Here is an 18,966-nt window from a genome sequence, read left to right on the forward strand (position 1 = left end):
TGAATAGATTTAGTTATTTTCTTGGCGCAATCATCACCTTTAATATTCGGAACCTTCAATTTAATTGCCATTACTTACCTCGTTACGTCAACTGGAATTTCTCTTTAAAAAATATAATAACAGTTGAGATAGTGAGCTCACATCTTACTATAGTCAGGTAATTAGGCATCCTAAAGATAGTAATAAATAATAGTCATACTTAAATAGTTATTGATAAATTTTTTAGGCAGTGAAATAAAATAAAATGCCAAAATATATAAAGTAATTTCTGAAAATACACTTAGTATTACTAATTTCTAAAAACCCGCTTTTTTAGTTTGTTCTGAAGACTCTACTAGATATTGCAGATTCTTCTATAGGCGTTTCTATATAACACAGTTGTTCTCGCACCACTCCTTGAACATATAAACGTTTATACGTAAGTTAAAAAACATTTTTATCTCTAGTTTTTAACTATTTTATGCTCTAAGTACTTGTGCTAAATTTATAAAGCATATATATAGCTAAAAAGCAGCTATCTTGCGAGATATATTTTGCATTGCAGCAATTTGTTGAAATTTCTAAAGGCACAAACCCGACATCTAAGTTAAGACCATCGCATCGCACCATTGTTAATGGCATTGGGAGCAATGCGATTTTGTGGGATGAGGCAAGAGGCAGGATTAGCGCAACTAAGCCGTGTCCGTGAGCGTCGGCAGAAAGCAGGAGGCGTATAATTATCTAATTTCTCCCAACTTCCTACTTCAAACTTCACTCACCAAGAGACTTTCAACGCTGTTTTCGATTGCTTGGTATGGAATTTGCACTAATTATTTTCTGATATTAAGAATACAAAAAAATGGGACACTCCTAAAAGTGCCCCTGCTAAGCTTTGACACAAACACTGCTGCTTTAGACCTGAACTGCTAACTTTGCTTCCGTAGCTGTCAACCGCTCATAGGCAGCCCGCATTTTCAAACCTGTAAGCACTTGGAACAAACCAGTTCCGTTATTGGAACCTGGATATTCACGGTGCTGGAGTAACAAGTGAGTTAACTCACCTTGATATTTGGTGGATGTATTGCTGAGATGAGTTTCGATGTAAATTACTTCTTCTAGGTTGTCAAATTGACCATCTACCTCTAATACTGAGACGTAACGTCCGTAGTATACATCTGAACCATAGTATAACTGCATACCCGGATACGAACAGGTAAGCTTACGTCCACAGGGAGTCCAGTTAATTGTTGACCCTTGATCAAATAGGTAGGTTGGTTCAAAGCCTTCCTTACCTTCGCGCTGGAGCATACGTACACGTAAGACTCGACGCTCGGTGTCGTTTTTGATTAAGTTGGTAGGCAATACCTGAAGAACTACGTCTGCAAATTCTCTTTGTGGTTCGATAAACTTTTCAAAATCAGGTTTGCGGGAATTGATTTGCGCTAAGACATCATCGTAGCCATGACCACGCTCAGCCATATCTCGTTGGATTTTCCAAGCAATTTTGACTTCATCACTAATGTCAAAATAAACGCTGAAATCAATTAGCGATCGCACCCGCTCATCATATAAAGGATGCAGTCCTTCAACCACTATAATATGATTCGGCTTCACCCGCTCTGGCGGATCGATCAAACCGGTTTCGTGGTTATAAATCGGCTTATCAATCGCTTGACCATTTTTGAGCGCTTTAATTTGCTCATACATTAGGTCAAAATTGTTCGCCCTGGGGTCTAGTGCGGTTATCCCCGTTTCTTTACGTTGTTTGCGATCTAAGGAGTGATAGTCATCCAAGCAGATGACTGTCATTAAATCTTCACCAAACAGATCTATTAAACGACGCAAMAACGTAGATTTACCGCAACCAGAGTCTCCGGCTACTCCAATCAGTACCACGCGTTCCGGCTTACTTGTCATAAATCTCCTCTAAATACTAAAGTTGTGTCAATAATTTTTCACACAGCAGATTTTGAAGCCAGGAGTTTACCCCTTCGGTTTGTCCTGCGTTCTTGCTACCCAGCACAGCTATAAGACATCAACAGGTAGACAACATCAAAACTAGTAAGTTGCTAATCGTTGGACTAGCCTGAATCTTAGTGCCGGTAAGTATTTAATCCTAGTGGTATATTTGATTTTAACAGAATGGGGTATCCCATACAAGATTTGTCCTTTAGAAGAATTAGTGTGGTTTACCAATAAATTTGATGATTCAGTTATTAATTTTCAAACAAATTTTGGCAGCACCCGTAAGTGTTGTACTGCTATCAGTCTGTGACTTCTGACTCAATGTAATGATTTGTAATAGTATAATATATTTCATTGGCAAAATTTTTGACATTCTTCTATTGGAGACCAAAATCTATCTAACGAATGACTTGCTAACTTGCGTGAGCAGAATTATTGCATGTAAATTTATGGATATGGTCAAATAGGAGTGTAGGTGTTGTAAACATTCAACGATTCCATTCGCCAAAACAGTAAAATTTAATCAGATATCTCAAAGGCGATCGCCTTTTACCAATAGGTGAAAATCTTGCTAATACAAGCTTTTTGTATTAAATATCTGCAAGAGTCAAGCACAGTAAAAAGAGTAAGTAAATTTAGTAGTAATAGCGAGGAAATTACAAAGGATACAGTAAGGAAGTACTTTTGTTGAGAAAATAGTAGAATTAGGAGCAATTCCATTCAGGTTTACACTTAGAAGTAAAATTATAAACTGTAATCACAAGCCACTGATGGAGGTTGACAGATTTATCACATCAAGTGAAACTGATTATAGTTACTTAAATCGCAGTTCTCTGTATCGTTATATTTGTAGCTGAAATTGTACTACTCATGTAGCAAAATACGTTCGAGCGACAAAAAGCTTAAGAACATTTCGAGGCACTACTAGATTTCATTAAATAAAACCAAGTAGAATATGCTTTGAAGTGCATCAATTGATACGGCTTGTACTGTATTATGCGGCATGATGTATTTGTAGATAAAAGTTAGCAAATCAAAGTATCGGTGGTAGTTAACGAAGAAAAGATTAAATTGATTCATTATTAACATTCTCCAAAAGACTTATCCTTTACCTTAGAAGGTGAACAGGTGTGTTTTTTACTATGCCTGCATGTCTTCGGTGAGTGTACTTAGCAAGGCATCAATTGATGATGCTGTTTTTCCAAAAAGCCAGTTTTGTGAAACAAAAATCCGGTAAACTAAAGCTGGGAAGGTAGGGGAATAGTTTTTTTGAAAAACGGTTAAGTAAATATCGGAGTGGTAGAACGAATGTACAATCAAGGTGCTGTTGAGAGTGCTGCCAACACACAATTAGGTAGCCGCGTCTTCCTCTATGAAGTGGTAGGTCTGCGTCAGAGCGAAGAAACCGATCAAACGAACTACCCAATTCGTAAAAGTGGCAGTGTGTTCATCAGAGTGCCTTACAACCGCATGAATCAAGAAATGCGACGTATCACTCGTCTAGGCGGCACAATTGTTAGCATCCAGCCTATAACCGCACTACAGCAAGTTAATGGCAAAGCCTCACTTGGAAATGCTAACAGCGAAGAGAGTGAGTTAGCTAAATCTGGGGAAGCTGCTAACGGTGAAGGAAATGGTAAAGCCACACCTGTGAATACTAACAGTGAAGTTAAAGCTGAACAACAGCTCAAGAACAAGGACAAGAAAGGCAACACCATGACTCAAGCGAAAGCCAAAAAAGGTGACGTTCCTGTTAACACTTACCGTCCCAATGCTCCGTTTATTGGCAAGGTAATATCTAATGAGGCGTTAGTCAAAGAAGACGGAATTGGTATTGTTCAGCATATTAAGTTTGACCTGTCTGGTAGTGATTTGAAGTACATAGAAGGTCAAAGTATCGGCATTATTCCACCAGGAGTGGACAAGAACGGCAAGCCGGAAAAACTCAGACTGTATTCCATTGCCTCAACTCGTCATGGCGATGATGTAGATGATAAGACAGTATCACTGTGTGTTCGTCAGTTAGAGTACAAGCACCCAGAAACTGGCGAAACAGTGTACGGTGTTTGCTCTACTCACTTGTGTTTCCTCAAACCTGGGGAAGATGTGAAAATTACAGGCCCAGTGGGTAAGGAAATGTTGTTACCCGAAGACCCGGATGCCAATATAATCATGATGGCAACCGGAACAGGTATTGCGCCGATGCGGGCTTACCTGTGGCGTCAGTTTAAAGATGCTGAAAAAGCAGCTAACCCAGAATACGAATTTAAGGGATTTTCTTGGCTAATATTTGGTGTACCTACAACTCCAAACCTTTTATATAAGGAAGAACTGGAAGAAATTCAAGAAAAATATCCCAATAACTTCCGCCTGACTCCTGCTATCAGTCGCGAACAGAAAAATCCCCAAGGCGGTAGAATGTATATTCAAGACCGCGTAGCAGAACATGCTGATGAATTGTGGCAATTGATTAAAAATGAAAAAACCCACACCTACATCTGCGGTTTGCGAGGTATGGAAGAAGGTATTGATGCAGCTTTAACAGCAGCAGCAGCTAAAGAAGGCGTTACTTGGAGTGATTATCAGAAGGAACTCAAGAAAGCCCATCGCTGGCACGTAGAAACATACTAAGTAGTCATTAGTCATTGGTCATTAGTTTTAGACAGAGCGCAAAGTCGAGCCATCGCTACCTCAGCGCACTGCGTTGGAAAGCAAGTGGCGTTGAGCGCTAGCTTCCGGCGTAGAAGCCCGGAGGGCTGCTTGCCGGAGGCATCGGTTAGCACAGCGGTAGCGAGTCCGCGAGCGTCTCTGAACTTTTCAAGACAGGAGCGTCACTTTGTAATAGAGGACGAATGACTAAAAACAAATGACAAATGAAGAAGGATAATTAGTAGGTAGGGCATTAATATGCTCTACCTACAATTGTTGTTGGTGAAATTGGGTACAAAATTTGTGGGTGTGAAACTGGGAATACTGGGATTAGGAACCGTAGGAACGGGTACAGTGCAGTTGTTGCAAGATAAAACTGGGCGTCACCCGTTGTTGCAAGAAATAGAAATCTACCGAGTAGGAGTACGATCACTAGATAAACCCCGTGCAGTACAATTGCCCACGGATGTATTGACTACAGATTTGGAAGCTATTGTCAACGATCCGGCAGTAGATATAATAGTCGAAGTTATAGGTGGACTAGAACCAGCGCGATCGCTAATCCTCAAAGCTTTAAGTAATGGCAAGCACGTAGTCACTGCAAATAAAGCAGCAATTGCTCGCTTTGGGGCAGAAATTTTCACAACTGCCAATCAATCCGGCGTATACGTGATGTTAGAAGCTGCTGTGGGTGGTGGAATTCCGGTAATTCAACCGCTCAAGCAGTCCTTAAGTGTTAACCGCATTCACACTGTAACTGGCATTGTTAATGGTACAACTAACTACATCCTTACACGGATGCAAACAGAAGGCAGCAACTTCAGCGATGTCTTAGCTGATGCTCAGCGCTTGGGTTATGCTGAAGCTGACCCCACAGCCGATATTGATGGCTTAGACGCAGCCGATAAAATTGCCATCCTAGCGTCATTAGGCTTTGGTGGACGTATCAACCTCAAAGATGTGTATACCGAGGGAATTCGGCAAGTCAGCAAAACAGATATTGCCTACGCCGAAAAGTTGGGATTTGTGATTAAATTGTTAGCGATCGCCAAAAGAATCACTCCCTCATCTCCCTCATCTCCTTTGTCGTTGAGAGTTCATCCGACATTAGTACCCCAAGCGCATCCTTTGGCTAGCATCAATGGTGTTTACAATGCCATTCTTGTGGAAGGAGAACCCATTGGGCAGGTAATGTTTTTTGGCCCTGGTGCTGGTGCTGGTGCAACCGCCAGTGCTGTAACCTCAGATATCTTGAATTTAGCTGCTACTTTAAAAACGCAAAGAGTCACCACTGAGAAATTAGATCAATCCCAAATAGGTTCGCTGAATCCTTTATTAGCTTGCGGACATGATGAATATAGCCAAATTGCGCCAATGGCAGAATTGATCACTCGGTTTTACGCCCGTTTTCTCACGAATGATCAACCTGGAGTTATCGGTAAATTAGGTACTTGCTTTGGTAACTATGGCGTCAGCTTAGAGTCAATCGTCCAAACTGGCTTTCAGGGGGAACTAGCAGAGATTGTGGTTGTTACCCATGATGTGCCAGAAGGCAACTTTCGGCAAGCTTTGGCAGAAATTGAGAATTTAGAAGCGATAGAAAGCATTCCCAGCTTACTGCGCGTACTTTAAGATTAGATGAATAGGTAGACACGAAGTGGCTTGTCGTCAGACATCGCTCGGCGTTGAACCCAGAAGCCTAGCTGTTGAGAAAGCCTTAGGCTGATGTCAAGCTACACTGAAAAACAACCCTTATATCATGTCTGGTTGAATACTTATGATATCTGTGAGGGTTGGTAATGGGTAATGGAGAATAAAAATACAGTTTAACTGTTGCGCTCTTCTGTAATTACCAAGTAAAATTTAGCATTTTTCTTCATTCATACAACAAAGCCTATCAAACGCAGTCATTATCCAAAGTGTGATTACATAAAACACAGTTGTAGTTATACTGTAATATTAAAGGTGTTGTATTAAGTGAGCAAAAATAGCTTATCCGTGTAACTAGTCTTTTAAATTAAAAGATTAAAGCTCAGAGATATTTATCCGTGTATCCGCTGAACACCTATTTGCAGCTTTGAGGAAAGTCTGATGAAGTCCTACGAAAAAAGTGTTTCGGAACAGATAAAACAGCAGCGTAAGAGAGACAGCCAAAAGGAACTAAGAGTTGATAGACTGTGGGCAATGGTCTCTACTTTGGGGGGAATAGGACTATTAATTTATGCTTTGTTAAGCTATCAAACAGTGGCTAACTTAGAGAAGAGAGGTTTTTCAACCGCAGGTATCGTTACTGAGATTATAACCGAGAAATCAGGATATATCTCAGGGGGAGGTTTGGGGGCTTATGTAGAAACCGTACATTATGTGTCTATTATTGAGTTTAAAACTAAACAAGAAAAAATAGTTAAGTTTAAAGCTAATGATATTTGTTGCCGGGGAAGAAAGGTAGAGATATTATATAATCCTGATAATCCTCAGCAGGCAATAGTTAATGGAAAGCTTAGTATTCTTGATAGAGTTAAGCAGCCAATTGGATGGGGATTATTTCTTACGCTTTTTGGAATAGGGTTTTTTAAAGTAGCACAGATCAAGTATGAATTGCACGCAAGATAAGCCCAAAAGTTTATTCTGTTAGGTATTTACTGGCGCTTGACAGACGCTCTAGAAAAGGGTGCAGAAGCTCCATATTGGTTTTATGTAGGAAATGTACCACCTTTGCTCGATGGACAAACGCGCAGGTCTTATGTGTGAATTAATTGGTGGACAATATCAGTTATTAACAGCAAATGAGCGCGGACATTATCCGATTCAACGCTTGGGAGTTGAGTTAGGTATTTGGCAAGGAGTTTATCAAAATGTCGAATTGCCTTGGTTGCGGTGGTCGGATTTACAAGATAATTTGTTGTTGACTGGTGATGAAAGGGCACAACAGGAAAGCCAAAGAGCAGAATTAGAAAGTCAAAGGGCGGAATTAGAAAGCCAAAGAGCCGATCGCTTAACTGCCCAATTGCGTAGACACAAAGTGGCTTGTTGTTAGACATCGCTTGGCATTGAACCGGAAGTTTAAGTATTTGGCAATAGTCACTAAAAAAGTCCCCTAACAAGAGGACTCACAGAAGGGTTATTGAGGCTAGGGAAATAAATTAGTCCGCTAGCAAGTCCATAACTTGCTCTAGCAGCAGTTTAGCTTTGTACAGGTTAAGCAGTTTCTCCTGCTCCCAGCGACTAGGTGCGCTCAAATATTTGCCTTCTAGGCTTGCCTTGATTAATGCTGCTTGTTCGACTGTGGGAGAATTCATTTCATCTAGTGCCGCGCCGATAGATTGAAAGCTGCCAAAAGATAATCTTCGTAATCCTTTCCCTTGTTGTAGCTGGTTAAGTGCGATCGCCGCAAATGCAATCAACGATGTGATATAGCTTACCTTCTGTACTGATTTACCAGTGGGTCGTAATCCATAACGCTCACACAGCAAGCGTAGTTCAGCAATGGTTTTGATTTCAAGTTCCGATCGTGTAAACATAGAATTGTCTCATTTTGCTTGGGATATTGGTGGTTGCTGTACTCGCCAAAGTTAGATAACCACCAAATAAATATTAAACAGTTGCAAACGAGTGTTTCAGGCTTATATTTACATTTATACATAATGCCTAATCCAAAAGGTAACCCAGAAAGTTTGAGACCATTTGAATCACAAAGAGAAGAACCACTATCAACTACTATTAGTTTTCGCGCTACTGAAAAAATGAAGGATGAAGTGAAAGCACAAGACGATCCTGCACAATTTTGTAGAGAAGCAATCCAGGAAGCGCTAGACAAGAAAAAGAAAACTTGAATTAGCCGAAAAGTCGCTGATGGAATTAACAGAACACGTGTTAGTCAGCGTAGCTGCAAAGTATGGCAAGAATAGCGATGAGTACAAAATGGCAGGGGGCGTTCGTCGCAGCGAACGCAAGCGTCCAGTGCGGAAGCCTAAGCAAGAGGTTGTTGCTTGATAAAGACAATACATTTGGGTTTTTTGACACTCTCCCGAATTCAAATCGGGAGATTCTTGGTTAGGTGGTGAACCAATCAATAGAATATTATATTGGCTCTCTTTTGGGCCATCTGCTTAACTCACGCTGAATATGATAAGGATAAATGCAAAAATGACCCACGCGATACTACAAGCGAAGCATTCGCTGAGGTGATTGGTTTATTGGAAATTACCTTGCAAATTGTTAATGGCAATTCTTTCTGGAAGACGCTTCGCGAATCGCACTATTAGTAAAACTCAAGCAGAAGCGCTGGCGGACTATTTTAATGTAGATATCAGTTTATTTACTTAGCTTATCTTCTATAACAAAGCTTTTAAAACCAGCGTTTGGTATTGATCCGAAAATTTAATATTTTGGTATGAGGTTAAAGGTGCGTAGACGCGCAGCGGCTTGTTGTTAGACATCATTTTTCTACTCGATACAACAGCTACAAAATCTTTTGTCATTTAGCTTCTAGAGCTTGAGTAAGCTATGAACCTGTATTAAAAATCCTATATCCTAACCATCCCAAACCCAAGCCTAGACTAGAAGTGCTAGCTAAAATTAGAAAAGTATAAACCTTGCTAAAAGATTTTCGTAATTCATCTCCAGCCTCAGCCACAACCCAAACCACAACCCAAGCCACAACCCAAAGTACAACCTCAGTCACAGCCCCAGCCACAGCCCCAGCCACAGCCACAGCCCCAGCCACAGCACCAGCCACGCCTACAGCTATAGCCCAAGTACTAGCCACAGTTACAGCTACAGCCCAAGCACTAGCCACGGTTACAGCTACAGCCCAAACTATATACGAAGCCTTTAACGCGGCTAACAAGTAGCCTATTAATAAGTAGCTTAATAATACACCAACCAACCAGCCCCAGGGAATAATTCTAGGTGATTTAGTAGCTGGTTTACCTGGAATTGCTTCTGAGTTGAGCTTGGCTTTGGAACGGACAACTTCTTTTTTATGAACTAGATCAACAGATGGTGGAGGCGTTGCTTTTAGTGCTTCTAACATTGCTAACCATACCTGTATTGACTGAGGGCGGTCTTTTGCCTCCAGCGCCATACCCTTGAGAATTGCTTGATTTAATTGATCGCTGATCCTTGGATTAATTTGTTTAGGTGGAGTCAAAAGAGCATTATCGAGCTTGCGAGCCAGAGAAGCTGTAGGGCACTGACCTGTTATCGCATAATATAGTGTGGCAGCCAAACAATAAACATCCACTGTTGGCTCTCGACTGCCTCTGCTCATCTGTTCATAGGGCGCAAACCCTTCATTACCCGCGATACCCTTTGAACTCAAAGTTTTAGGTAAAAGTTCTTTGGCGATTCCAAAGTCAATTAAAACGGCTTTGCCATTTCTCCGCACCATGATGTTTCCAGGATGGGCATCTCTATGTACTAAACCTGCTTGATGCACTACGCTCAAAGCTTCCCCAATCTGGCGGATGCAGGGTAGAATCTCCGCTTCTGGTAAAGCCCCCCTACGCCTCACCGCTTCAAACAAATTTTCTCCCTCAACAAAGTCCATTACCAAACAGTGGGTAGTACCTTCCCAAAACAAATCAATCACTCCCACAATATGAGGATGGGAGTCTTTAGATAACCGTGCAAGTATCCGCCCTTCTTGGATAAATCGCTCTATATACTTGTCATATTCTGGATCATGACTGAGAAATTCATTGGGTGTCTTGATGACTACTGTCTGGTCTAGCTCAATATGCAATGCTTTATAAGTAATCCCAAATCCACCCTGTCCCAAGACTATATCAATTACATATTTGCCACCTTGTAATCGTTGTCCAATTGTCCAAGGCATGAAAACCTCTAAATAATTCGTAATTCGTAATTAAAACAGTTTAAAAAAGTTGGATATGGGTGTTTTCTATGACTTAAGTGTGTTTCATAAATAATACAGCTTTGCAGAATTTTGCACAACACACAATGAAAGTTGAGCTRAATCTACGGTGTTTTTGTAGATGATGGACTGGGAGACTGTGACGGTTTGTTAGATGGGTTGAAAATAGGAATCCAAGAAGGTATGGCTGCAAGTAAGCTTACAAAAACTGCGATCGCCGCTATCACCACTCCCCAAAACTGGATGTTTCGCTCCCAATTTGAGTTAGTTTTAGGGGGTTCAATTACTGAAGGCTGCAAGTTTTCTCCAGTCAAACCCAAAGAATCGAGCCATTCCCGCATTGATTGCGATCGCTGTTTCTGATCTAGCTTCATACCTATTAAAATTGCGCGGTTTGTGCGATCGCTAATCTGAGGATTATGTTTTTTCGGTTCCACTAAAGGAGCATTGTCCACCTTACGTTTGAGCGCACTGACTGGTGTTTTTCCAGTCAGAAGCACATAAAGAGTTGCAGCTAAAGAATAGATATCGCTATATGCTCCAGTTGGTTTAGTATGTTGAGCATAAAGCTCAGGCGGTGTAAATCCCTCAGAAGTTTCCTTAGTTCTACTTGTGGTTAAGATATGGTCGAAATCGAGAGCTAAACCGAAATCAATTAGCACCGCTTCCGGCTGTCCTTCTCGCACTCGCAAAAAGATATTTCCTGGATGTACATCTCGATGAATCAACCGATTTTCATGTACTTTAATCAGTGCTTCTCCAATTTGTTTAATGTAGCGTAAAGCCTCTGATTCAGAAAGTATTTGTTGGCGACGGTCAGCTAAACTGACACCATCGACATATTCCATTACTAAACACCAGTGTTCTCCTTCTTTGAACGGTTCTGCAACCTGCACAATATGTTTGTGTTTACATTGAGTAAGTTTTACCGCCTCTTGCCAAAACATTGTTTCCAGTCGTCCGCGTTCCAACTGGTTCAGGGAATTTAGTAAGTTGTCATTTAAGGTTTTAATGACTTGGCGATCGCCATTCTGATTTTTGACCAAATAGGTGATACCAAAGCGTCCTCTTCCCAACTCTCTTTCAATGGTGTATTTTCCACCTTGCAAGCGATCGCCAGCTACCCAAGCCATCTTTGCAACTCCCAAAATRCTTAGATTAATTCTCACACAAGAGAGCCTTAATAACTTGAGCCTAGCTTTGACAGAAAGACTGCGATCGCTTGCTAAACTAAATAAAAAACAATCCTTACTCCTGCAAAGGTAACCTTATGACCTCTGCAACCAATCCTGCAACCGACCTTACCCCATTCCCAGACCATACACAACTTCCTGAGTCTGACGGTACATTCGTGAAAAACTTTCAGGAACATCCTCAAAGTATTCTCCTTACCGACTCAATAAAACCGATATTGGAAAAGCGTCATCCTGATGGACAATACTGCATTGGTCAAGATAGCGGTATCTACTGGCGGATGACTGACCCCCCAGAAAAAGGCGCCGCAGCACCAGATTGGTTCTATGTAGGAAATGTACCACCTACTCTCGAGGGGCAAACGCGCAGGTCTTATGTATTATGGCGAGAGTTTATTGCCCCATTGATTGTATTAGAATTTGTTTCTGGAGACGGTAGAGAGGAGCGAGATAAAACTCCTTGGAAGGGTAAATTTTGGATTTATGAGCAAGTGATTCGGCCTCCCTTCTACGGCATTTATGAAGTGAATAAAGCCAGTGTAGAAGTTTATGAATTAATTGGTGGAGAATATCAGTTATTAACAGCAAATGAACGTGGACATTATCCTATACATTCTTTAGAGGTTGAGTTAGGTATATGGCAGGGACAATATCAGAATATGGAATTACCTTGGCTGCGCTGGTGGGATTTACAAGGTAATTTGTTGTTGACGGGCGAAGAAAGAGCCGAGCAAGAACATCAAAGAGCCGAGCAAGAACGCCGAAGAGCAGAACGCCTAGCTGCTCAATTGCGCTCTCTAGGCATTGAACCAGACGCATAAATTTTATCAAAAGTCAACTATTTATTCACATCCAACAACCGCGAAGTTTCTAAGCGACTCATCCACTTTCCGAAATAAACTCGATTAGCTTTTTCCTCAGATGGATCTTTGGTATCTATTGGATAAGGCGCTAGTCCCAAAATCGCTGCTGTGGTCACGCAAAACATCGATTTTTGGAAAGTCATGCAAATTTGCACTCGCAAATCATCTTCTCCCCGAAGACTGTGACGATAAATTTCATGCAAGTACTCTGGCAGATAATGACGCATATCTTGCATCAACAAGGTGGGAGGAATACCTGCGCCGCCGATGGGCAAAGGATCGGCGTATAATGCGCCATATTGGAATCGACTTTGATCTGGGGAGATTTGATAAGCTTGGGCGTTGTATGAAACTGTACCGTGGAAAGGTGTTCCTCTAAAGAAAACTGCTTCTACATAAGGTATTGCTGTGTCTGCTAAGAAAGTCAAACCAACGTCTTGGGGAATGATATCATAGAGTTTTTCTCGAACTTTGACTGTGTAGGTAATTGGCTTGGATGCATTTTCCACTAATCCTGCTTTAATATGGTCTACAATTTGGGGAATCGATTTGATTTCGCCTTTGTCGTAGCGGTCTGATAAGCTGAGGAAAATATCAGCCATGACTCGCCAAAATTGACCTAAACCAGTGTAATAAGCAGAAACGCGTAACTGTTCGGTTAAAAACTCCGGAAACAGTTGGTTAACGCCTAAAATTAAAGGATTATTTTTAAATTTAGCTGTGATGACAGCTTGCGCTCTTTCTTTAAATTCTTCTGTATCTAAATATGTGTCTAAACCGCCGCCACCATGCCACATCATGCCTTTCATGCAATACTCGGCATATTCAAAATTAATGCGATCGTGCMACCAGTGACGCAGTAATTTCTGAAAAGATACTTTTCCATTAAAGTATTTAAAAAATGGGAAAAATACTAAAAACTGATGCTCGGCAATGTAATTCAGATTTACTGAATAGGCATCTATAACTACGCCATAGCTTTTGAGAATACCAACTACTTCCACGACATTTTCTGGAGTATCGGTAAGTAATGCCTGTCCTGTTTGCAAGCGTTCAATAAACTCAGGTAAAGGTTCGTTAGTGAATTTATTTCTAATAGTTACCATTGCTAGTTCTCCATAATAGTATTGGGTATGGGGCAGCAGGCAAACAGGGAGTGTGGGAGGTGTGGGAGGATGGAGAAGAGGCGAAAGCCAGAAGTATAAATTTTTTCTCCCACACTCCCCACACTCCCCACACCTCCTCATCTCCCCACTCCCTACTCCCCACTCCCCATTTTCTTATCCAAGGACACTGTTGCTACAACATTTTGAGTATTCACCATCGCTGTAATTGTTGGTTCAGTCCAGCGTGATAACCAAGAGGGCTGGATGCCAAAAATTACAATTAGCAAGGCTAAGATTGCAGCGGGAATGCGATCGCTCCAATACACGCGTGGTAAGTTGACAACAGGTGAAGATAAACGTCCAAAAAAGGCGCGGTTCATAAGTAATAAAAAGTAAACCGCTGTTAAACCCGTACCAATCATGCACAACAGTGTTTGTACTGGAAAAACTGCAAAACTGCCCCGATAAACTACGAATTCGGAAATAAACCCTAACATCCCCGGTATACCAGCGCTGGCCATGACTCCAACAATCATCAAGCTACCGATTACTGGCATACCGCGTTCTGGGTTCAGCAGTCCTCTAATGATTTCTAAATCGCGGCTCCCAGCTTTTTTATACACAACTCCCACCAGCAAAAACAGCATTGCGGAAATCAAGCCGTGGCTAATCATTTGCATGACAGCACCTAACACACTTAAAGGTGTAGCTGCTGCCGCCGCTATCAGCACATAGCCCATGTGTCCAATAGAACTGTACGCTACCATTTTTTTCATATCTGTTTGGGCGATCGCACAGGATGAACCATACAATACACTTATTACTGCCCAAATTGCTAACCAAGGAGCCAGATAACTCCAAGCTTCTGGTAACAAGTTCATGCCAAATCGTAGTAAGCCGTAAGTTCCCAACTTCAACAGTACTCCAGCCAAAAGCACGGAAATCGGTGTGGAAGCTTCAACGTGAGCATCTGGCAACCAAGTATGGAAGGGAACTAAGGGAATTTTTATCCCAAAACCTACCAAAATTCCCACTAACAATAAAAGTTGTGTTGCTAAAGGTAAAGTTGTAGTGTTCAAGCTTGCTAATGCAAAGTTAGATGAACCACTCAGCCAAACCATGCCTAAGAAACTTGCTAAAATCAGGATTCCGGAAACGGCAGTATAAATGAGAAATTTTGTTGCAGCATAACCCCGTCTTGTACCACCCCAAATAGCTATCAACAGATATAGCGGAATTAACTCCAACTCGTAAAACAGGAAAAATAGCAGTAAATCCTGTGCTAAAAAAGCTCCAGTCACCCCAACACTTAACAGTAGTATTAAAGAGTAATACAATTTGGGACGCCCAAGGGATTCATCGCTACTGTAGATGGCAATGCAAGTTAACAGTCCATTTAAAACCAGCAATGGCAAAGATAAACCATCTACTCCTAAGTTATAGTTCAAGCCTAAAGCATCTATCCAAGGAACAGACTCGGCAAATTGTTGACTCACCTCTCCAGGACGGAACTGAATTGTTAATACAATTGTCAAAAACAAAACACTAATCGCAAAGCCCAAAGCTACCCCACGGGCAAGTTTCCCACTAATGCCAGAGGGCCAGAAACCAATTAAAGCTGCGCCAATCAACGGCACCAGAATTAAAGCACTAAGCATAAACTTTAGGTAAGGGGGATGAGGGGATGGGGAGGCAACCGGAGAAACTTGGAAAGACGCAGATTAATCGCGTCTCTACTTAAAAAGGCAATTTATTGAATAAACCTAATGACCAGCTGATGAAAAAGCCCAGGATGCTGACGACTGCTAGGATGGTCAACATATAACCTTGGGATTGTCCAGAAATGCTGTACTTTAAACTTTGTCCGCCAAAAATTGTAGCAAAGCCAACTAAGTTCACTATACCGTCAACCAAATAGCGATCGCTCCAAGCAGAAATCTTAGATAGCAGTGCAACTGCATTCACTATGGTGAGTCGATAAACTCGGTCTATATAAAAGTCATAACCCAACAAATCTTGGAAAAATCTCCATGCTAAAATTCTCGATCTTGACCAAGCTTTGTGCAGATAAACTGTAGAGCCGACAACTACTCCTATTACTGTAGAAGCAAACAACGCTAATGCTACATACCAATTGATACTTTCCCAATCAGGTAGCAAATACCATTGCTGTAGCATCAGGGGTAAAAGTAAAGTCAATACTATTAAAGTCACCATTGGCAAGGCCATTGACCAACCAACTTCTGGAGTACGGCGGGTCTTCTGTTGCGGTTTACCCCAAAAAACTAATCTAAATACTCTGGTCAAGTTCAATGCTGTCAAGCCATTGACTAATAATAAAACTCCAATCACCCAAGGGCTAATACTTACAAAACCGTCAGCCCATGCTAACATTGCCCAGAAGCTTCCTAGTGGTAGAAGTGTGACCATTCCTGCCGAACCGACAACGTAGGCAGTGGTGGTAGCTGGCATCCTTGACCACAGACCGCCCATTTCCGTTAAGTCTTGGCTTTGGGTAGTTAATATTACTGAACCAGAACTCATAAATAATAATGCTTTAGCGATCGCATGGGTTAACAGCAACATCAAGGCTACACCCCCTTGCTGCAAGCCCACTGCCAAAAACGCTAACCCCATGTATGCACTGGTAGAATGAGATAAGGCTCGTTTAATATCTATTTGAGCTATGGATACTAATGTTGCACCAATTGCCGTTACCGTGCCCATAACTACCAAAACATTCAAGGCAACTGGCGAGAGGGCTAACAATGGTTGCAGTTTAAATAGCAAATAAGCACCACCAGCTACTACCAAGGAATTTCGCATTACTGAGGCGGGGTTCGGCCCTTCCATTGCTTCATCTAACCACAGGTGCAGGGGAAACTGGGCACATTTCCCCGCAGGCCCAGCAATTAAAGCCAACCCCAATAATGTCGATGTGATTGGGCTTAAATTAGCTGTTTGCGCCCACTCATCTAAATCGGAAAAGTTCAAACTGCCAGCCAAGGTGGAAAGGGTAACTACAGCCATCAGCAGTAATAAGTCTCCCACCCGTTTGGTTAAGAATGCATCTCGCGCTGCTGTCACCACTAACGGTTGAGCATACCAGAACCCCACCAGCAAGTAAGTTGAAAGTGTTAGGACTTCCAAAAGAGCATAGCTGAAAAATAGAGAATCACTGATTGCTAGAGCACTCAACGCTGCTTCAAAAAATCCCAGCAACGCAAAAAAACGTGCTAACGACCAGTCTTTTTCCATGTAACCTAAGGCGTAAACTTGTGCCAGTAAGCTTAACCCTGTAATTAAAACTGTTGCGCCTATACTCACTGGTGAGAGTTCTAAGGCAAAGGATAAGTCTAAATCCGCAACTTTGAACCAATTAACCAATAACTTTTCTGGTTCTTTATCCCAAATATCTTTAAATACAAACAAGCTATGGACAAAAGCCAAAAGCGTCGTCAACAAGTTGATGTATGCCGCAGGCCTTGGCCCTGTTCGCCGGATTATTCCCAATCCCCACGGTAAGGTCAAAATTGCGCCTAATAAGCTATACAAAGGCACAAACCAACTTGTTAAAAATAAAAATTGACTCATTTAAATTTCCCTTGACGACTTAGCCTTGATTTTAAAAAAGCTTTCAGACAACTATTTGTTTCATAAAATTAATTTGCCAAAACCTCAATCTTTCTTTACTATTGTTTTTACTAGAACTTCGGAGTATTTTTACTTACTTTTACCCTATTAAACTTCAGTAAAATATAACTTCATATAAGCAAAAGCATTTACTTGCCTTAACATCATCTTTGTTTTTACATTTGTATTTCTACTTTGACCAAAGTAATTTATACGATATATTTGAAAAAATTATATGTTTTTCACCTAGTCCTTGTAGATGTAGCAAAAAATGAGCAAAGGTAGAGGCAGCAGAACATACAGCGACTCCTCGTCCCTTCCAAGATCGAATTAGCCTTGGCTATGAATCTCGTTTTCTAAATGTCATAAAGAAATTATAAAGCATAAGTGGCTGCTCTAGGAATCAGCGAACTTTAATTGCTCATAGAGACAGATAAATTTTTGTTAAGTTTTTTAAAACTTTTTTATCATAAACTATTATAGTGATTTATATTGCCAGGGACGCCAAGCTTTCCTATGCTTAATTTGGAAGTGTTTTCTTAGCTCTAAGATCAAGCTCTCCCCGTCAAAATTTTCAAAGAACAGTACCGATTGGATTAATTTTGTAGGAGTTCTGCGATGCCAATTGCAGTTGGAATGATTGAAACGAAGGGCTTTCCAGCAGTCGTGGAAGCTGCTGATGCGATGGTAAAAGCTGCCCGTGTCACTTTAGTAGGATACGAGAAAATTGGTAGCGCTCGCGTCACCGTGATAGTTAGGGGAGATGTATCGGAAGTTCAAGCTTCCGTAGCTGCTGGGGTGGAAGCGGCCAGAAGAGTCAATGGTGGTGAAGTGTTATCCACACACATTATTGCTCGTCCTCACGAAAACCTTGAGTACGTCTTGCCGATACGTTACACAGAAGCTGTGGAACAGTTCCGTACCTAAAAGCCGTTTAAACAAAGTAATTAATGCTTTCTAGTTTTTTGAGCATCATTTGTGTCCAAGGCTAAAACTTTAAATAAGGATTAAAACTAATGTCGATCGCAGTAGGAATGGTTGAAACGCTAGGCTTTCCAGCGGTAGTTGAAGCTGCTGATGCAATGGTGAAAGCAGCCCGTGTGACTCTAGTAGGTTATGAAAAAATCGGTAGTGGTCGAGTGACAGTGATTGTGCGGGGAGACGTATCGGAAGTTCAAGCTTCCGTGGCCGCAGGAGTTGAATCTGTCAAGCGAGTCAACGGCGGACAAGTACTGTCTACTCATATCATTGCTCGTCCTCACGAAAACTTAGAATACGTCCTGCCAATTCGTTATACAGAAGACGTAGAGCAATTCCGGGAAAATGTGAATGCAATTCGTCCTTTTGGTAGAAGACCATAATTTGTAATGCAAGTTGCCAAAGTTCGGGGCACAGTAGTTAGCACCCAAAAAGACCCAAGTCTTAGAGGTGTGAAGCTACTGTTGTTACAATTAGTGGATGAAGACGGAAATATCCTACCACAGTACGAAGTAGCAGCAGATACTGTGGGAGCAGGAGTAGATGAGTGGGTACTCGTCACTCGTGGCAGTGCCGCTCGTCAAGTTGTTGGTAATGAACAGCGTCCATTAGATGCAGCAGTGGTGGCAATTATAGACACCATTCACCTAGCAGATCGCCTAATTTACAGTAAAAAAGATCAATATAGGTAGTCATTAGTCATTAGTCATTGGTCATTTAGT

At 41.5% G+C, this 18,966-nt stretch carries 17 protein-coding genes and 1 pseudogene; 11 read left to right on the forward strand and 7 right to left on the reverse strand.

Annotated elements, in window-relative coordinates:
* Positions 1-891: 891 nt before the first annotated feature.
* Positions 892-1,896 (reverse strand): phosphoribulokinase, encoded by a 1,005-nt coding sequence (locus FCR06_RS23845; protein ID WP_138504168.1) that lies wholly within the window; start codon positions 1,894-1,896, stop codon positions 892-894.
* Positions 1,897-3,252: 1,356 nt separating this feature from the next.
* On the opposite strand from FCR06_RS23845, the gene petH reads away from it, so the two are divergent.
* The 4 genes and pseudogenes from petH to FCR06_RS23865 all read left to right on the forward strand — a co-directional run.
* On the forward strand, positions 3,253-4,575 hold the full coding sequence (petH, locus tag FCR06_RS23850; RefSeq protein ID WP_138504170.1) for a ferredoxin--NADP reductase: 1,323 nt from the start codon (positions 3,253-3,255) through the stop codon (positions 4,573-4,575).
* A gap of 321 nt (positions 4,576-4,896) precedes the next feature.
* Positions 4,897-6,225, forward strand: coding sequence for a homoserine dehydrogenase (locus FCR06_RS23855; protein WP_138504263.1), 1,329 nt, complete (start codon positions 4,897-4,899; stop codon positions 6,223-6,225).
* A gap of 459 nt (positions 6,226-6,684) precedes the next feature.
* The gene (locus tag FCR06_RS23860; RefSeq protein ID WP_138504173.1) at positions 6,685-7,206 is read left to right on the forward strand and encodes a DUF3592 domain-containing protein; all 522 of its coding nucleotides are present in this window, start codon (positions 6,685-6,687) and stop codon (positions 7,204-7,206) included.
* Positions 7,207-7,227: 21 nt separating this feature from the next.
* Positions 7,228-7,630: pseudogene (locus FCR06_RS23865) on the forward strand (Uma2 family endonuclease); the annotation flags it as partial.
* Between the two features lie 106 nt (positions 7,631-7,736).
* Here FCR06_RS23865 and FCR06_RS23870 read toward each other — a convergent pair.
* Positions 7,737-8,114 carry a hypothetical protein gene (locus tag FCR06_RS23870; protein WP_138504174.1) on the reverse strand — a complete coding sequence of 126 codons (378 nt, stop codon included), beginning with the start codon at positions 8,112-8,114 and terminating at the stop codon, positions 7,737-7,739.
* Positions 8,115-8,237: 123 nt separating this feature from the next.
* Between FCR06_RS23870 and FCR06_RS23875 the strand changes: the two genes are divergently transcribed.
* The 3 genes from FCR06_RS23875 to FCR06_RS32940 all read left to right on the forward strand — a co-directional run bounded on the left by FCR06_RS23875 (position 8,238) and on the right by FCR06_RS32940 (position 8,858).
* Positions 8,238-8,426 carry a hypothetical protein gene (locus FCR06_RS23875; protein WP_138504176.1) on the forward strand — a complete coding sequence of 63 codons (189 nt, stop codon included), beginning with the start codon at positions 8,238-8,240 and terminating at the stop codon, positions 8,424-8,426.
* 19 nt (positions 8,427-8,445) lie between these two features.
* Complete coding sequence (locus tag FCR06_RS32935; protein WP_189523549.1) at positions 8,446-8,586, forward strand: hypothetical protein; 141 nt, start codon at positions 8,446-8,448, stop codon at positions 8,584-8,586.
* Between the two features lie 92 nt (positions 8,587-8,678).
* Positions 8,679-8,858, forward strand: coding sequence for a hypothetical protein (locus FCR06_RS32940; protein WP_189523550.1), 180 nt, complete (start codon positions 8,679-8,681; stop codon positions 8,856-8,858).
* 239 nt (positions 8,859-9,097) lie between these two features.
* Here the strand turns inward: FCR06_RS32940 and FCR06_RS23885 are convergent, their stop codons facing one another.
* Positions 9,098-10,432, reverse strand: coding sequence for a serine/threonine protein kinase (locus FCR06_RS23885; RefSeq protein ID WP_138504178.1), 1,335 nt, complete (start codon positions 10,430-10,432; stop codon positions 9,098-9,100).
* Positions 10,433-10,575: 143 nt separating this feature from the next.
* Positions 10,576-11,604: a serine/threonine protein kinase gene (locus FCR06_RS23890; protein ID WP_138504180.1), complete on the reverse strand. Its 1,029-nt coding sequence runs from the start codon at positions 11,602-11,604 to the stop codon at positions 10,576-10,578.
* Positions 11,605-11,741: 137 nt separating this feature from the next.
* On the opposite strand from FCR06_RS23890, the gene FCR06_RS23895 reads away from it, so the two are divergent.
* Positions 11,742-12,485: a Uma2 family endonuclease gene (locus FCR06_RS23895; RefSeq protein ID WP_138504181.1), complete on the forward strand. Its 744-nt coding sequence runs from the start codon at positions 11,742-11,744 to the stop codon at positions 12,483-12,485.
* 17 nt (positions 12,486-12,502) lie between these two features.
* Here FCR06_RS23895 and FCR06_RS23900 read toward each other — a convergent pair whose 3' ends face one another.
* From FCR06_RS23900 to FCR06_RS23915, 3 genes are all read right to left on the reverse strand, one after another.
* Entirely contained in the window at positions 12,503-13,633 is a 1,131-nt protein-coding gene (locus FCR06_RS23900; protein ID WP_138504183.1) for a CO2 hydration protein, read from the reverse strand.
* Between the two features lie 152 nt (positions 13,634-13,785).
* Complete coding sequence (locus FCR06_RS23910) at positions 13,786-15,291, reverse strand: NADH-quinone oxidoreductase subunit M (protein ID WP_138504187.1); 1,506 nt, start codon at positions 15,289-15,291, stop codon at positions 13,786-13,788.
* Between the two features lie 79 nt (positions 15,292-15,370).
* A complete protein-coding gene (locus FCR06_RS23915; protein ID WP_138504189.1) occupies positions 15,371-17,227 on the reverse strand; it encodes an NAD(P)H-quinone oxidoreductase subunit F in 1,857 nt (618 codons plus the stop codon).
* 657 nt (positions 17,228-17,884) lie between these two features.
* Here FCR06_RS23915 and FCR06_RS23920 point away from each other — a divergent pair.
* From FCR06_RS23920 to FCR06_RS23930, 3 genes are all read left to right on the forward strand, one after another.
* Complete coding sequence (locus tag FCR06_RS23920; protein WP_015209255.1) at positions 17,885-18,193, forward strand: carbon dioxide-concentrating mechanism protein CcmK; 309 nt, start codon at positions 17,885-17,887, stop codon at positions 18,191-18,193.
* An 89-nt stretch (positions 18,194-18,282) separates the two neighbouring features.
* Positions 18,283-18,627, forward strand: a complete 345-nt coding sequence (locus FCR06_RS23925) for a carbon dioxide-concentrating mechanism protein CcmK (RefSeq protein ID WP_010995041.1) — start codon at positions 18,283-18,285, stop codon at positions 18,625-18,627.
* Positions 18,628-18,633: 6 nt separating this feature from the next.
* Entirely contained in the window at positions 18,634-18,936 is a 303-nt protein-coding gene (locus tag FCR06_RS23930; protein ID WP_138504191.1) for a EutN/CcmL family microcompartment protein, read from the forward strand.
* The last annotated feature ends 30 nt before the right edge of the window (positions 18,937-18,966 follow it).

This window comes from Nostoc sp. PA-18-2419 (assembly GCF_005869855.1).
Taxonomy (GTDB): domain Bacteria; phylum Cyanobacteriota; class Cyanobacteriia; order Cyanobacteriales; family Nostocaceae; genus Nostoc.

Bases quoted from the DNA above. Each gene is read 5' to 3' on its own strand.
- FCR06_RS23885 (WP_138504178.1), bottom strand. From the start codon at position 10,432: ATGCCTTGGACAATTGGACAACGATTACAAGGTGGCAAATATGTAATT.
- FCR06_RS23860 (WP_138504173.1), top strand. From the start codon at position 6,685: ATGAAGTCCTACGAAAAAAGTGTTTCGGAACAGATAAAACAGCAGCGT.
- FCR06_RS23910 (WP_138504187.1), bottom strand. From the start codon at position 15,291: ATGCTTAGTGCTTTAATTCTGGTGCCGTTGATTGGCGCAGCTTTAATT.
- FCR06_RS23925 (WP_010995041.1), top strand. From the start codon at position 18,283: ATGTCGATCGCAGTAGGAATGGTTGAAACGCTAGGCTTTCCAGCGGTA.
- FCR06_RS23920 (WP_015209255.1), top strand. From the start codon at position 17,885: ATGCCAATTGCAGTTGGAATGATTGAAACGAAGGGCTTTCCAGCAGTC.
- FCR06_RS23930 (WP_138504191.1), top strand. From the start codon at position 18,634: ATGCAAGTTGCCAAAGTTCGGGGCACAGTAGTTAGCACCCAAAAAGAC.
- FCR06_RS23875 (WP_138504176.1), top strand. From the start codon at position 8,238: ATGCCTAATCCAAAAGGTAACCCAGAAAGTTTGAGACCATTTGAATCA.
- FCR06_RS23895 (WP_138504181.1), top strand. From the start codon at position 11,742: ATGACCTCTGCAACCAATCCTGCAACCGACCTTACCCCATTCCCAGAC.
- FCR06_RS32935 (WP_189523549.1), top strand. From the start codon at position 8,446: ATGGAATTAACAGAACACGTGTTAGTCAGCGTAGCTGCAAAGTATGGC.
- FCR06_RS23870 (WP_138504174.1), bottom strand. From the start codon at position 8,114: ATGTTTACACGATCGGAACTTGAAATCAAAACCATTGCTGAACTACGC.
- FCR06_RS23915 (WP_138504189.1), bottom strand. From the start codon at position 17,227: ATGAGTCAATTTTTATTTTTAACAAGTTGGTTTGTGCCTTTGTATAGC.
- FCR06_RS23890 (WP_138504180.1), bottom strand. From the start codon at position 11,604: ATGGCTTGGGTAGCTGGCGATCGCTTGCAAGGTGGAAAATACACCATT.
- petH (WP_138504170.1), top strand. From the start codon at position 3,253: ATGTACAATCAAGGTGCTGTTGAGAGTGCTGCCAACACACAATTAGGT.